We start from the raw sequence: 13979 nt of genomic DNA on the forward strand, positions 1-13979 counted from the left end.
GACTGTAGTTCGGGCAAGCACCGCCCTTACGCGTGTTGGTGGACTGCGGGCGGCGGGACCCGGGCCCCCGGAGCCGCGGAGGCCGTGCGGGGGCGGGCCCGTACGGCGGCGGGCCCGCCCCGGGGAGGTGCTCAGACCTCGATGTCGGCGATCACCCAGGTGGCGAACTCCCGCCACTGCGCGGCGGCGGCCTGGTGGGCCGGGTGGTCGGCGTAGGCCTTCAGCGCCTCGCGGTCGTCGACCAGGCAGCTGATGGCGTAGTCGTACGCGATGTCGCGCTGCGTGGTGTTCCAGCCGCACTCCCACGCGCGCAGCTCGGGGACCAGCGCGCCGAGCTCCTCGAAGGCCTTGGCGCCGGCCGCGACGCGCTCGTCGCGCTCCCGGTCGACGCCGTCGTTGAGCTTGAACAGGACCAGGTGCCGGATCACGGTGGCGCTCCTCGCGTGAGGGGACGGGGGTTCCCCGCCACCGTAACCGCCGGGTGTTCCGGTCAGTTGATCAGACCCGTCATGAAGGTGCCCACGGACTTGGCCGCGCCGGAGATCCCCTCGAAGCCGACCTGCACCAGGTCGGCGGCGCGGGACGGCGAGGTGATGATCGTGTACAGCACGAAGATGAGCAGGAGATACATGCCGATCTTCTTCGCCTGAGCCATGAACCTGACCCGCCTCCCTGCCGCGGCCCCGCACACCGGGGCGTCCCGCTCCCTCGGCAGCTCCGGAGGCCCCGGGAAGGGCCGCCTCGGGGCGGCTGCCGTGCTCCCCCGGACGACTTGCAAGCCGCAGCCTATCCATCCGGCGGCGGGGGCGGCACCGGTCGGAGCCCCGCCCGCCCCGGCCCGGGGCGGGCCCGTGCCCCCGGCTGCGGCCGAAAGGACCAAAGTCCCCGGTCCGGATGGCTTCGCCGGGGTGCCGCGCGCCCGCCCATGGCGCACGATGGAGGTGTACCGAGGGTCTGGCAGGAACCCGCCGGTACCGGATCCGGAGTCCCCGCTGTGGGACCGGGCGCCGCGGCTTCCCCCCGACGCGGCCCCGGTTGTGGGACTCCGTCCCGGGGGAGCGGCTTGTCCCCCCGAAGCCGCTCCCCCTCCTGCAGTCCGCTCCCCCCTGCGCTCCGCGCCCCGGGCACCGGTCCACGTACCGGTCGTTCCCCGTACCGCCCTCCGCCGCACCCCGTGCCCGGCCCCTGCCGGGTCGCGCCGGGCGCACCCGCCGGGGGCCGCGCCCCGGCCACGCGCCCGTGCGGGCCGCCCGCGCCTCCGCCCCCGGTGCGTCCGGCGGCCCGCCGCCCCTCCCGGAGGACGCCGCAGGGCCTGCACCGCGGGGACGGGAGCGGTGCCGCTCCGGGGAGACGGGAGCGCCGCCGCTCCGGGGCCTCGTGCCGCCGGAAGGCCGAACGTCTCGGCGAGGAACCGGCTCGCGTCCGCGAACGAGCGTCCGTCGGCGCGCTCGTCGTAGGCCACTCCGGGTACGGCGCCGGGTCGGGCGTGCCGGTGGGTGAAGCCGTGCACGGCCCCGCCGTACATGACGAGCCGCCAGTCCGCGTGGGCGTCCTCCATCTCCCGGGCGAACGACGCGACGTCCGCCGCCGGGACGTGGGGGTCCGAGGCGCCGTGGCAGACCAGTACCCTGCCGCGGACGGCGTGCGGCCGTGACGGTGCCGGTGTGGTGAGGCTGCCGTGGATGCTGACGGCGCCGGCGATCCCCCGCTGTACGCCGGGCTCCGTGACCGTTCTCCCGCCAGGTCAGGGAGCCTGCGCGAGGCACCGGCGAACGCCCCCGGATGCCGACGAATGAGATCACAACTGAGACCACTCAGGGCGCGCGCTTCGGGGTGACGGGGCCACGCCGTCGGCCCTTCAACCGCAGCAGTTCCTGCAAGGCCGGCCCCTCCTCCGCCCAGCGCCGCAGCCCCTCACGGTCGAGCCAGTGCACGCTGTGCCTGTCGCCCCAGCGCTGGGCATCGAGGGTGAAGCCGCCGTGATCGAGTGGCGCGGCGGCCGCGCGCATCAGTGGAGCGCTGCGTCGACGACACGTCAGCGTGATCGGCCCGGGGGCCGCTGCCCGCACAGACCTGGCCCGAGCGCGGTGGTCTGGTGTGTCGCCCCGCTGCCCTGGTGTGATCACAGGTAGGGGCCGTCATGGACCGGGTAGGGGTGCGGCCGGCGGCGCACCGGGCTTGTCCTTCTCGCCCGTGCGGTTCAACCCGAGCTCACCTTGTACCTGGGCGACAGCGACGTACCCGACCCGATGGTCAAGGACCAGGACGCGTTCAACGCGCGCCGTCCTCATCGAGGCAGGGACGGCTCTCCACGCCGGCCAGCCTCCGGGGTGACCGACTGACCCGCCGCGGCGGCCAGGATCTCGTCCACGAGCCTGTCCGCCGCGTCCGGACGGCCAGACGCGCGGGCCCGCTCCGCCATGCCCCACCTCAGCCGGGCATCGGCCAGGAGCGAGCCCATCGCCGCCTGCAGCCGGGCCGCCGTCACCTCGCCGGTCAGCGCGACCGGTGCCCCCACCTCCTCCAGATGCCGCGTGTTGTGCACCTGCTTGTTTCCCGCCGCCGACGCCAACGGCACGAACACCACCGGTTTGCCCAGCGTGGTCGGCTCCGCCAGCGTTCCCGCCCCACTGCGCGACACGACCACGTCCGCCAGGGCCAGGACGTCGGGCGGCTCGCCGCCGATGAACCCGGCCAGGCAATAGCGGCCTGCCGGCTCGGCCGGGACCCCGGTCGCCGCCGGATGCAACGCCTCCGGGGGACTCCGCACGATGTACGGCGAGTCCCGCCTGTACTTGACGGTTGAACGAGTGTGCGGCAAGCTACACAAAGACTGCTTATTTTGTTCAGTGCGTTAAGTCGCACGGTGTCTCCCGTCAGGAGACACATGGCAATCTGGAGATCCCGCATGAGCAAAACAGTCCTGATCACCGGAGCCTCTTCGGGCATGGGAGAGGAGGCCGTCTTCCAGTACGTCGAGCGCGGGTGGAACGTCGTGGCCACCATGCGTGACACGTCGAAGGCGAATCCTCACTTCGCCGCACTCGACGAGGTCCTCGTCCTCCGCATGGACGTCACCGATGCGCCCGGCATCGAGCGAGCCGTCTCCACGGCGATCGACCGCTTCGGGTCAGTGGACGCTGTGATGAACAACGCCGGCTACGGACAGCTCGGAGCCCTCGAGGAGGTCACCCCGCAGCAGATCCGCGCCCAGTACGAGACCAATGTCATCGGCCCGGTCCTCGTCATCCAAGCCGTCTTGCCGCACATGCGTGAACGCCGGTCCGGACACATTCTCAACGTCGGCTCGATGGGAGGGCACGTCAGCTTGCCCACGATGGCTGTGTACACCTCTTCTAAGAGCGCTGTGCAAAATCTCACCGAAGGGCTCGCCAAGGAGGTGGGGCCGCTGGGTATTCACGTCACCCTCGTGGAACCTGCTGGATGCACGACAAGCTTCGGCAGCAACGCCCAGCCCGTGGCCAACCGACTGCCGGACTATGACCCCGCTTACAGCGCCATGGCTGAGTTCGCGGCAACGTCCGTGCGCGGCGACCTCGCCAAGTCCATGGCCGCCGTCGTGGAGATCACCGGCACCGACGCCCCTCCGCTGCACCTGGCCGTCGGCGCCTTCGGATTGGACTTGGTCAGGGGTCGATTCGAAGAACTGATGGCTGAATACGAGGAGTGGGAGCACGTTACTCGCACGACAGGCTGATCCTCGGCCGCAGGCGCGCGTGCTCAAAATCGCTGGCGAGATTACATCCCACCGCTCACCGCCACCGGGTCGCCTGGGCTTGGGCGCCGTCGGGCGGGGTGGGATCCCTGCGGGCTGGTAGGTGATGCGGACCAGAGCACGATGTCGGTGCTTCTCGCCGTGTCAGGGCCGGACCTCGAGGTGCCGGCCGCAAAGATCGGCTCCATACGGGGCAACGGGGCCTCTGAATTGGGATGTCGGCGAATCTGGCCATGGGGCGTGACGCCCGGGATCCCGGCGGCGTCAGGGTCCTGCATTCGTGACACCGGTGGTGGCATCGGCAAGGAAAGACGACCAGTCAAAACCGCACCACGGGCGTGGCCTTGCGAGATGACCGGTGACGTCGCACCGTTCCACTCTCGATTCAGTGGACCTGCTGGTGACTGCTGGGCGGTTGTCCACCGACGGCAATTCGAGTTGCCGTATCCAGCTTATTCTTGAACTCGTGACGCGAGCTTACGCGGTACTTCCAGCCCGTTGCAGCGGCGTGCAACATATCAGCCACGTCTGCAGGAGTTGCAGCATCGCTGCGCGGTCCGTCGTCAGCGATCGCCCTCGCCAAGGAGGCCAGGATGAGGGTTCGATACTCGTCATACAGATCGCCCAACTGTTGCGGCCCCTGCTCCATCAAGGCGTCCACGCCGCGGTTGAGGTGGGTGCCGACATAACGGCCGAGCCACGCGTCCAGCGCTGCCGCCAGCCGTTCGGCGAGGCTCGCAGTTGGATCATCGAGGGCGGCGTGCACATCCGCCATCGTCCCGTCCATCGCATGCCGCATCGTTTCGCGGAACAGCACGTCCTTGCTCTCGAACAGGAAGTACAGGCCGGGTCTTGAGATGTCGGCGGCCTGCGCCACCGAATCCATGGATGTCTTACGGAACCCGAAAGTGGCGAACACGTCGAGCGCGGCAGTGAGAACGCGCTCGCGCCGCTGGGCACCGCCTCGCATCGTCGTCATGCAGTAACCATACTAGGAAGGCTAACTGTATCTGAACGGGTTATCCTGTTTACTGATCGTTTCAGAATGAGATCGGTGTGTCGGCTGGCAGTGGGCGGTCTTCGCAGGCAGGGTCTGCCGGATGTCCGATGATCTTGTCCCGGATGGCCTGTGGGAGCGCATGGCTCCGCTGCTGCCGCCGCCTCCCGAGCGCAGGCACCGGCAGCCCGGACGGCTGCGCGTACCCGCCCGCGTCGCGCTCGCCGGGATCGTCTACGTCCTGCGCAAGGGTGTCGCCTGGCGGGACGTCCCCGCCCCCATGGTCGGCTGCTCGGGGATGACCGCTTGGCGCCGACTGCGGGACTGGACCGAGGCCGGCGTCTGGCCCCGGCTGCATGCACTGCTCCTCGCCGAGCTCCGCGGTGCCGGCCTGCTGGAGATGGACGACTGCGCGGTCGACGGCTCCCATGTCAGGGCTCTCAAAGGGGGGTCATGTCGGGCCGTCCCCGGTTGATCGCGGCCGCCCGGGATCCAAGCACCGTGTGATCGTCGATCGCCGCGGCACCCCGCTGGCCCTCTCCGTCTGCCTCCGTCGCCGCCGCCCCTCATTCTGAAACGATCAGTTAGAAGGCCAACTGGGACCACAATTGAGACCAGCCAACGACGAAGGGCCGGACGGATACCCGTCCGGCCCTTCGTCGTTCCTGCTCAGAGCGGTAGCGGTGGGATTCGAACCCACGGTGGAGTTGCCCCCACACACGCTTTCGAGGCGTGCTCCTTTGGCCGCTCGGACACGCTACCGGGACAGACTCTACCGGACGGCCCGGGCGCCGGTGAAATCCATTGCCGGGGTGGCGGCCGATCAGCCCGGCTCGGCGCGGTGGGTGTCGAAGAAGGCGGTGAGGGCGGCGCCGCACTCCTCCGCGAGGACGCCCGGCACCACCTCGGGGCGGTGGTTCAGCCGGCGGTCCCGGACCACGTCCCACAGGGAGCCCGCCGCGCCCGCCTTCTCGTCCACGGCGCCGTAGACGACCCGGTCCAGCCGGGACAGCACGACGGCGCCCGCGCACATCGTGCACGGCTCCAGGGTGACCACCAGGGTGCAGCCGGACAGCCGCCACTCCCCGACGGCCCGGGCCGCCTCCCGGATCGCGAGCACCTCGGCGTGGGCGGTCGGGTCGCCGACCGCCTCGCGCTCGTTGCGGCCGCGCCCGACCACTGTCCCGTCCGGCCCCAGGACGACGGCGCCGACCGGCACGTCCCCGGTGGCCGGGGCCAGGGCGGCCTCGGCGAGCGCGAGCCGCATGGGGCCGGTCCAGCGGTCGCGCACCGGGTCGGGGCGTACGGGGGCCGGGAGGGGCGTGGTCTGCATGCCCTCCAGTGTCGGGCACCCGGCGGCCCGGCCGGGTCCCGGGGCGGCCCGGATCCGCGGGCCGTGCCGGGCACGCGGCCTGCGCCGGGCCCGCGGGCGGGGAGGTACCCCGGTCCGGCGGCCCCGCCGGCCGTACGGACCCCGCCCGGTCCGTCAGCGGACGGCCTCCAGGACCTCGGCGCAGCCCAGCGAGTCGGCGATCTCGGCGAGCGCGTCGCCGGGGACGGCGCCCTCGCCGCTCATGGCGAGCAGCTCCCGGGCCGTGATCCCGAACTCGGCGAGCACCTCGGTGTCGCCCAGCGGCCCGGCCGGCACGCCGTCCGGGTCCGCGGCCGTCCCGTTGTCGTCGTCGTCCTCGGAGGCGGAGCCCGAGGCGCCGTCCTCGTCGTCCAGTTCGGCCACCAGGGTGTCGAGGTCGTCCAGCCCGTCGCCCGGGCTGCGCCCCACGAGCTCGTCGGTGAGGACGATCTCCCCGTAGGCGCTGCGGGCGGCGGCGGCGCCGTCCGACACGAAGATCCGCGGATCCTCCTCGCCGTCCACGCGGACGACGGCGAACCACGCGTCCTCCTGCTCGATGAAGACCAGGACGGGCTCCTCGTCGTCCGAGGCCTGGCGTGCCAGGTCGGCCAGGTCGGCGAGGGTTTCCACGTTGTCGAGCTCGGTCTCGCCCACGCTCCACCCGTCCTCGGTGCGAGCGAGCACTGCAGCGAAGTACGCCACCAGGACACTCCCATGGTCTCGGCTGTCGGAGAGCCGGTGCGGGTCGGCGGCCCTGCAAGAACGCCCCCCGCTCCAGGGCTGCCCGCCTCTCGGGCACCCCAACCGGAATCGTGACAGAAACCCTGCCACTGCGGGGGGTGTTCCGCAGCGCGTCCCCGCAGGTCGTGTCGGAGCGGATCACGCCCCCGGCCCCGGCCGCCGACGCCGTCCGGACCGGACGTCAGATGCGGAAGGTGCGCATCCGCAGCACCTCCCGCATCCTGCGCTCCTTGGTGCGGCGCGGCTGGACGCGGGCCCGCAGCTCGCGGGCCTCGGCCAGTTCGCGCAGGAAGAGGGCCCGGCGCCGGCGCCGCTCGGCGTCGGTCTCCTGGCGCCGTCCGGCGGCCCCGCGCGGTGCGGCCGCCCCCGGCTCCCCGCCCGCGGATATGACCCCGTCGGCCGCGCCCCTGCGGGGCGCCGGTCCGTCCGTACGGGTGTCGTCGCCCCCGGCCTCCGCCCCCGTCCCGGAGGCGGCCGCGCCTCCGGGGCGCCGCCGGACGCGGTCCCGTCCGGACCGGTTCTGCTCAGCCATGCGATCCCCTGCGATCCGCGCGCACTGCCTGCCCGCTGTCCCGTACGGGGCCGGACGGGACGCGCCTGTCGCGGCCCCCCGTCCTTTCATACGGTCAGCCTTTCCCCGTCCGGCGGCATCGACACCGCCGGACGGGTCCCCGCCGGGACCGCCCCGGGTCCCCGCCGGGGCGGCCCCGGGGCCGCGCCGGTGCCGCCGCCCGCCCCGTCCGGCGCCCCCGCCGGGGCGCCCGCAGGTCGTACGGGTGTCCGGGCTCGGTTACTGTCTCAGTCATGCGGATCCACGTCCTCGACCACCCGCTGGTCGCCCACAAGCTGTCGACGCTGCGCGACGAGCGCACCGACTCGCCCACCTTCCGCCGGCTCGCCGACGAGCTGGTCACCCTCCTCGCGTACGAGGCGACCCGGGACGTCCGCACCGACGAGGTGGAGATCACCACCCCGGTGGCCGTCACCACCGGCACGCGGCTGAGCTACCCCCGGCCGCTCGTGGTGCCGATCCTCCGGGCCGGCCTGGGCATGCTCGACGGCATGACCCGGCTGCTGCCGACCGCCGAGGTCGGCTTCCTCGGGATGATCCGCAACGAGGAGACCCTGGAGGCCTCCACGTACGCGACGCGGATGCCCGACGACCTCTCCGGCCGCCAGGTGTACGTGCTGGACCCGATGCTCGCCACCGGCGGCACCCTGGTCGCCGCGATCCGGATGCTGATCGACCGCGGCGCCGACGACGTGACCGCGATCTGCCTGCTCGCCGCCCCGGAGGGCGTGGCCGCGATGGAGAAGGACCTGGCCGGACTGCCGGTGACGGTGGTGACCGCCGCGGTCGACGACCACCTCAACGAGCAGGGCTACATCGTGCCGGGCCTCGGTGACGCGGGCGACCGCCTGTACGGCACCGCGGGCTGACCCCGCCCCACGGACGCGGCTGCGGCCGGCCACCCCCGCACGGGGTGGCCGGCCGCAGCCGCGTCCGGGCGTCGGCGGGGCTGCCCGGAGGGGCCCCGCCGCGCCGGGTTCAGCAGTGGGAGGCGGAGGGCTTCGGCGCGGGCCTGGTGAGCACGGCCAGTGCCTGCGCGGCCTGGGCGGGGGTGCGCAGCGCCTTGAAGCCGTCGCCGATGACGAAGTCGACCGAGCCGTCCTTGCGGGCGTCCGCGGTGTTCCTCGCCCCGGTGACGTGGGCGCCGAGCAGGGCGGCCGCCCTGCTGCCGGCGCGGCCCTCGAGCAGGCGGACGGCCTCCTTGACCTTCTTGTCCAGCGAGGCCGGGGCGTTGCCGACCTTGCCGATCCTGAAGCCGCGCCTCTTCAGCTCGTCGGCCGTGTGCCCGGCCAGGCCGGACTTGGCGGTGGCGTTGTAGACGTTGACGGTGACGGCCTTCGGGCTGGGCACGGGGCCGGGCGCCGGGAAGGCCCCGGCCGCCGCGCGGGAGGCCGAGGGGGAGGGCGCGGGGCAGGCCGCGGCGGAGAGCTTCCTGCCCTTGCCGCCGAAGACGCCGGCCAGTTGCACCGTGCCCCAGCTGATCAGGGCCACCGCCAGCACCGTCGACACCAGGGCGGTGATCCGCCGCCGGCGCTTGTTGGGCGGGACCAGGCGGGGGTAGCTCGTACCGGTGACCCGGTACTGCTTCCCCTTCAGTCCGGGGGGCGTCAACATGCTCACCGTGGGTCGCCCCCTCGCGCGGGACAGGCAGGTGGATACGGCTGCGGGCATCGCAGAGGCCGTGGTCAACAGCGTAGTGCCGACCTTGCGCGAGCGTACTAAATGATCATCATTTGGAGTATGGGGGCACCCGAAAGCGTGCACAAAGCGATACCGGGCGGCGCGTCCCCGCCCGCCGCCGCGGTGCCCCCGGCCGCGCGCCGACCGGTACGAAACCGTCCGGCGCCGTCCCGGCGCCGCCGGGGCGGGTCACTCCATGTCGAGGACCCGGGCGTGCAGGACCTGCCGCTGCTGCAGGGCCGCACGCACGGCGCGGTGCAGGCCGTCCTCCAGGTAGAGGTCGCCCTGCCACTTCACCACGTGGGCGAAGAGGTCGCCGTAGAAGGTGGAGTCCTCCGCGAGGAGGGTCTCCAGGTCGAGCTGGCCCTTGGTGGTCACCAACTGGTCCAGCCGCACCGGACGCGGGGCGACGTCCGCCCACTGGCGGGTGCTGTTCCGGCCGTGATCCGGGTACGGCCGCCCGTTGCCGATGCGCTTGAAGATCACACGGAAAGCCTACCGTTCCCGCGGGCGGCGGCGCAGCAAGGACGCCCCACCTCTCGCACCGGCCGCCTCCCACCAGCGCCGACGCGCGAAGGCGGCGACGGCCGCCCGGGCAGGTCGTACCGCCCCGGGCCTGCCGTCCGTCATGTTTCGCCGCCTATGGGGGTTTTGGGGGCGCACCGCCGGCGGACCCCTCCGGCCCCCGCGTGCCCGGCCGGTTGTCGGTGGCGGGCGGTAGCGTCCCGGCCCACCGCACATCCGACGGCAGGAGGGCACCCGATGAGGTTCCGGATCGAGCGCGGCGCACTGGCGGACGCCGTGGCCTGGGCCGGCCGCGCGCTGCCGGCCCGGACGCCGCTGCCCGTCCTCGGCGGCCTGCTGCTGGAGGCGTCCGACGGCCGGCTGTCGGTCTCCGGCCACGACCTCGAGGTCTCCGCCCGGACCGCCGCCGAGGCCGACACCGCCGAGCCCGGGCGGGTGCTGGTCGCCGGCCGCCGGCTGCTCGACGTCTGCCGGGTGCTGCCCGACGGCCCGGTGGAGTGCGTACGGGAGGGTGCGCGCCTGGCCGTGGCCTGCGGCGGCGTCCGCTTCGGCCTGGCCGCGCTGCCGATGGAGGACTACCCGGCGCTGCCCGCGGTGCCGGAGGTGTGCGGCGAGCTGGACGCCGCCGCCCTCGCCGCCGCGGTGGCGCAGACGGCGGTGGCCGCGGGCCGCGACGACACCCTCCCGGTCCTGACCGGCATCCGGATCGACCTGCACGACGACACCCTGGTGCTGGCCGCCACCGACCGCTACCGCTTCGCCGTGCGGACCCTGGACTGGCGGCCCCTGCCCGGCCGGTCCGCCCCGGGCGGGTCCGCCCCGGGCGGGTCCGCCCCGGGCGGGTCCGGCACCGGCGGGTCCGGCACCGGCGGGTCCGGCACCGACAAGGCCGGTACCGACAAAGCCGCCACCGGGGGGTCCGTGGTCGTGCCGGCGCGCCGCCTGCTGGACGCGGCACGCGCCCTGGCGGGCGCCGGCACGGTCCGGCTCGCCCTGGACGGCGGCGTCCTGGGCCTGGAGGGCGGCGGCGCGGCCGCGACGATGCGCCTGATCGACGGCGTCCTGCCCCGCCACGAGCGGCTGTTCGCGCTGGACGGCCCGGCCGTCGTCGTCGCCGAGCGGGCCCCGCTGGCCGAGGCGGTCCGGCGGGTGGCGGTGGTCGCCGACCGGCACGGCCCGGTGCGGCTGGACTTCTCCGCCGGCTCCCTGCTGCTGGAGGCCGGGGCGGGCGACGACGACACCGCCTCCCAGCGGCTGCCGGCCGCGCTGAGCGGCCCGGCGACCCACGCCTCCTTCAACCCCGCCTACCTCGCGGACGCGCTCGGCGCGCTGGAGGCGCCCTACGTCCAGTTCTCGCTGCTGGGCCCCGGGCAGCGCGTCCTGCTGGCCGGGCGGGGCACCCAGGACGGCCCGGAGGAGCCCGGCCACCACCACCTGCTGATGGCCCTCAAGAGCGCCGGCTGACCGCCCGGCCCGGGCGCGTTCCCGCCTCCGGCTCAGCGGTCGCCTCCGCGATCGAGGCAGTGTAGACATGGGGTATGGCCCGACAGCCGGGCCGATCCAGGGCCCAGTCGGCCCCGACGACCCCCGGTCGGCGCCCGCGGACTCGGCCTGACCAGCGAACCGAGCGGCAGGCCGGGCGGTGGACCGGGCGGTCCGGCGACGGCCGCGGCCCGGCATCCCGCCCGCGGCGGCTGCTGGGCATGCGGAGCCTGGCGGGCCAGGTCTTCGTGCTCCAGGTGACGGTGGTGCTGCTGCTCGTCGTGGCGGCCGTCGCCGAACTCGTGCTGCAGGCCCGGTACGACAGCGTCAAGGAGGCCCGCAACCGTTCGGTCGCGGTGGCCCAGGCGTTCGCCAACGCGCCCGGCGTGCCGCAGGCGCTGGCGGGCCCCGACCCGACGGCGGTGCTCCAGCCGAAGGCCGAGGCGGCCCGCGCCCTGTCGGGCGTCGACTTCGTCGTGGTCACGGACACCCGCGGCATCCGCTACACCCATCCCCATCCGGACCGCATCGGCAAGAGGTTCGTCGGCACCATCGGACCTGCGCTGCGGGGCGGGGTCGTCACCGAGACCGTCAACGGCACCATCGGCCCGCTGGTGCAGGCGGTCGTGCCGGTCAGGGACGGCGGCCGCGTCGTCGGCCTGGTGTCGGCGGGCATCACCATCGCCAAGGTCTCCGGCGCCGTCGACCGCCAGCTGCCGCTCCTGCTGGGCGCGGCCGCCGTCGCGCTCGCCCTGGCCACCGCCGGCACGGCGCTGGTCAGCAGGCGGCTGCGGCGCCAGACCCGCGGGCTCGGACCCACCGAGATGACCCGCATGTACGAGCACCACGACGCCGTCCTGCACTCCGTCCGCGAGGGCGTGCTGATCGTCGGCGGCGACGGCCGGCTGCTGCTCGCCAACGACGAGGCGTCCCGCCTCCTGGACCTGCCGCCCGACGCCGAGGGAAGGCCCGTCGCCGACCTCGGCCTCGAACCCCGCGCCGCCGAGCTGCTGGCCTCGGGCCGGACCGCCACCGACGAGGTGGTCCTGGCCGGCGACCGGCTGCTGGCGGTCAGCAACCGGCCCACCGACCGCGACGGCGGCCCGCCCGGCAGCGTCGCCACGCTCCGCGACTCCACCGAGCTGCGGGCCCTGTCAGGACGCGCCGAGGGCGCCCGGGAGCGCCTGCGGCTGCTGTACGACGCGGGCGTGGACGTGGGCACCACCCTCGACGTGGTGCGCACCGCCGAGGAGCTGACCCGGGTCGCGGTGCCGCGGTTCGCCGACTTCGCCACCGTGGACCTCGTGGAGTCGGTGCTGTCCGGCGAGGAGCCCCACGCGGGGGCCCGCGCCGAGATGCGCCGGGTGGCGGTGCGCGGGATCCGCGACGACCACCCCCTGTACCCCGTCGGGCAGCTGATCCGCTTCTCCCCCTCCTCCCCGCAGGGCTGGGGCTTCGGCCACGCCCGGGCCGTGGTGGAGCCCGACCTGCGCTCCTCGGTCGGCTGGCGGGCGCAGGACCCCGACCGCACCGACCGGGTCCTCGCCCACGGCATCCACTCGCTGGTCACCGCGCCCCTGCTGGCCCGCGGCGTCCTGCTGGGCATGGTCCACTTCTACCGCTCGGAGAAGCCCGAGCCGTTCGAGGACGACGACCTCTCCCTCGCCGAGGAGCTGACGGCCCGGGCGGCGGTCTGCATCGACAACGCCCGCCGGTACACCCGCGAGCACGCCGTCGCCGTCACCCTGCAGCACAGCCTGCTGCCCCGCAGGCTGCCCGAGCAGTCCGCGCTCGACGTCGCCTTCCGCTACCTGCCCGCGCAGGCGGGCGTGGGCGGCGACTGGTTCGACGTCATCCCGCTGCCCGGCGCCCGCGTCGCCCTGGTGGTCGGCGACGTCGTCGGCCACGGACTGCACGCCGCCGCCACCATGGGCCGGCTGCGCACGGCCGTCCACAACTTCTCCGCCCTCGACCTGCCGCCCGACGAGCTCCTCGGCCACCTCGACGAGCTGGTCGCCCGCATCGACCAGGACGAGGCCGCGGGCGGCGTGGGCGCCATCACCGGCGCCACCTGCCTGTACGCGATCCACGACCCGGTCTCCGGCCGCTGCACCCTCGCCCGCGCCGGCCACCTGCTGCCCGCCGTGGTGACGCCCGGAGGGGACGTCGTCTTCCCCGACCTGCCCGCCGGGCCGCCCCTCGGGCTGGGCGGCATGCCGTTCGAGACCGCCGAGCTGGACCTCCCCGAGGGCACCCGGCTCGTCCTCTACACCGACGGGCTGGTGGAGGCCCGGGACCGGGACATCGACGTCGGGCTGGAGCTGCTGCGCAGCACCCTGGCCGCCGCCGCGGACCGGACGCCCGAGGAGGTCTGCACCGCGGTCCTGGACGCCATGCTCCCCGAGCGGCCCGGCGACGACATCGCCCTCCTCGTGGCGAGCGCCCGCACGCTCCCGGCGGAGCGCGTCGCCGAGTGGGACGTGCCCTCCGACCCGGCGGCCGTCGCCGGCGTCCGTGCCGCGGTCTCGCGGCAGCTCGCCGCGTGGGACCTCGACGAGGCGGCCTTCACCACCGAGCTGATCCTCAGCGAGCTGATCACCAACGCCATCCGCCACGCCACCGGGCCCATCCGGGTGCGGCTGCTCCGCGACCGCGCCCTGGTCTGCGAGGTCTCCGACACCAGCAGCACCTCGCCCCACCTGCGGTACGCGGCGGACACCGACGAGGGCGGCCGGGGGCTGTTCCTGGTGGCCCGGTTCGCGGAGCGCTGGGGCACCCGCTACACCCCGGACGGCAAGGTGATCTGGGCCGAGCAGGCGGTCCCCGGGCCGGACGGCCCGTGAGCCCCCTGCCCCGGACGGCCCGTGAGCCCCCCGCCCCGGGCCCGGCCGCCCGT

At 74.2% G+C, this 13979-nt stretch carries 13 protein-coding genes, 1 tRNA gene and 3 pseudogenes; 5 read left to right on the forward strand and 12 right to left on the reverse strand.

Annotated features, from left to right (window positions below; translation table 11 throughout):
- Positions 1-131: 131 nt before the first annotated feature.
- From ACFY07_RS10435 to ACFY07_RS10455, 5 genes and pseudogenes are all read right to left on the reverse strand, one after another.
- Positions 132-428: a Dabb family protein gene (locus tag ACFY07_RS10435; protein ID WP_390868275.1), complete on the reverse strand. Its 297-nt coding sequence runs from the start codon at positions 426-428 to the stop codon at positions 132-134.
- A 62-nt stretch (positions 429-490) separates the two neighbouring features.
- A complete protein-coding gene (locus ACFY07_RS10440; RefSeq protein ID WP_390868311.1) occupies positions 491-631 on the reverse strand; it encodes a hypothetical protein in 141 nt (46 codons plus the stop codon).
- 780 nt (positions 632-1411) lie between these two features.
- Positions 1412-1702 (reverse strand): annotated as a pseudogene (locus tag ACFY07_RS10445) (dienelactone hydrolase family protein); the annotation flags it as partial.
- A 112-nt stretch (positions 1703-1814) separates the two neighbouring features.
- Positions 1815-2009, reverse strand: a complete 195-nt coding sequence (locus ACFY07_RS10450; RefSeq protein WP_390868276.1) for a hypothetical protein — start codon at positions 2007-2009, stop codon at positions 1815-1817.
- 278 nt (positions 2010-2287) lie between these two features.
- Positions 2288-2737: pseudogene (locus tag ACFY07_RS10455) on the reverse strand (glycosyltransferase); the annotation flags it as partial.
- 171 nt (positions 2738-2908) lie between these two features.
- On the opposite strand from ACFY07_RS10455, the gene ACFY07_RS10460 reads away from it, so the two are divergent.
- Positions 2909-3718, forward strand: coding sequence for an SDR family NAD(P)-dependent oxidoreductase (locus ACFY07_RS10460; RefSeq protein WP_390868277.1), 810 nt, complete (start codon positions 2909-2911; stop codon positions 3716-3718).
- Positions 3719-4121: 403 nt separating this feature from the next.
- On the opposite strand, the gene ACFY07_RS10465 is transcribed toward ACFY07_RS10460, so the two are convergent.
- Positions 4122-4715, reverse strand: a complete 594-nt coding sequence (locus ACFY07_RS10465; RefSeq protein ID WP_390868278.1) for a TetR/AcrR family transcriptional regulator — start codon at positions 4713-4715, stop codon at positions 4122-4124.
- A gap of 121 nt (positions 4716-4836) precedes the next feature.
- Between ACFY07_RS10465 and ACFY07_RS10470 the strand changes: the two are divergent.
- Positions 4837-5278, forward strand: a pseudogene (locus ACFY07_RS10470) (transposase); the annotation flags it as partial.
- Between the two features lie 130 nt (positions 5279-5408).
- Here ACFY07_RS10470 and ACFY07_RS10475 read toward each other — a convergent pair.
- From ACFY07_RS10475 to ACFY07_RS10490, 4 genes are all read right to left on the reverse strand, one after another.
- A tRNA-Ser gene (locus ACFY07_RS10475) sits at positions 5409-5495 on the reverse strand.
- A 61-nt stretch (positions 5496-5556) separates the two neighbouring features.
- On the reverse strand, positions 5557-6066 hold the full coding sequence (tadA, locus tag ACFY07_RS10480) for a tRNA adenosine(34) deaminase TadA (protein ID WP_390868279.1): 510 nt from the start codon (positions 6064-6066) through the stop codon (positions 5557-5559).
- A 153-nt stretch (positions 6067-6219) separates the two neighbouring features.
- Positions 6220-6786 (reverse strand): hypothetical protein, encoded by a 567-nt coding sequence (locus tag ACFY07_RS10485; protein WP_390868280.1) that lies wholly within the window; start codon positions 6784-6786, stop codon positions 6220-6222.
- 220 nt (positions 6787-7006) lie between these two features.
- A complete protein-coding gene (locus tag ACFY07_RS10490; protein WP_390868281.1) occupies positions 7007-7357 on the reverse strand; it encodes a hypothetical protein in 351 nt (116 codons plus the stop codon).
- A gap of 272 nt (positions 7358-7629) precedes the next feature.
- On the opposite strand from ACFY07_RS10490, the gene upp reads away from it, so the two are divergent.
- Positions 7630-8265 carry a uracil phosphoribosyltransferase gene (gene upp, locus ACFY07_RS10495; RefSeq protein ID WP_230649281.1) on the forward strand — a complete coding sequence of 212 codons (636 nt, stop codon included), beginning with the start codon at positions 7630-7632 and terminating at the stop codon, positions 8263-8265.
- Between the two features lie 109 nt (positions 8266-8374).
- Here the strand turns inward: upp and ACFY07_RS10500 are convergent, their stop codons facing one another.
- Positions 8375-9010: a LytR C-terminal domain-containing protein gene (locus tag ACFY07_RS10500; protein WP_390868308.1), complete on the reverse strand. Its 636-nt coding sequence runs from the start codon at positions 9008-9010 to the stop codon at positions 8375-8377.
- 255 nt (positions 9011-9265) lie between these two features.
- Positions 9266-9562 carry a type II toxin-antitoxin system VapB family antitoxin gene (locus tag ACFY07_RS10505; RefSeq protein WP_230649283.1) on the reverse strand — a complete coding sequence of 99 codons (297 nt, stop codon included), beginning with the start codon at positions 9560-9562 and terminating at the stop codon, positions 9266-9268.
- 276 nt (positions 9563-9838) lie between these two features.
- On the opposite strand from ACFY07_RS10505, the gene dnaN reads away from it, so the two are divergent.
- Both dnaN and ACFY07_RS10515 read left to right on the forward strand, forming a co-directional pair.
- Positions 9839-11065, forward strand: a complete 1227-nt coding sequence (dnaN, locus tag ACFY07_RS10510) for a DNA polymerase III subunit beta (RefSeq protein ID WP_390868282.1) — start codon at positions 9839-9841, stop codon at positions 11063-11065.
- Between the two features lie 74 nt (positions 11066-11139).
- Positions 11140-13926, forward strand: a complete 2787-nt coding sequence (locus ACFY07_RS10515) for a SpoIIE family protein phosphatase (RefSeq protein ID WP_390868283.1) — start codon at positions 11140-11142, stop codon at positions 13924-13926.
- The last annotated feature ends 53 nt before the right edge of the window (positions 13927-13979 follow it).

Origin of the sequence: Streptomyces sp. NPDC001380 (assembly GCF_042895785.1) — a bacterium.
Lineage (GTDB): Bacteria > Actinomycetota > Actinomycetes > Streptomycetales > Streptomycetaceae > Peterkaempfera.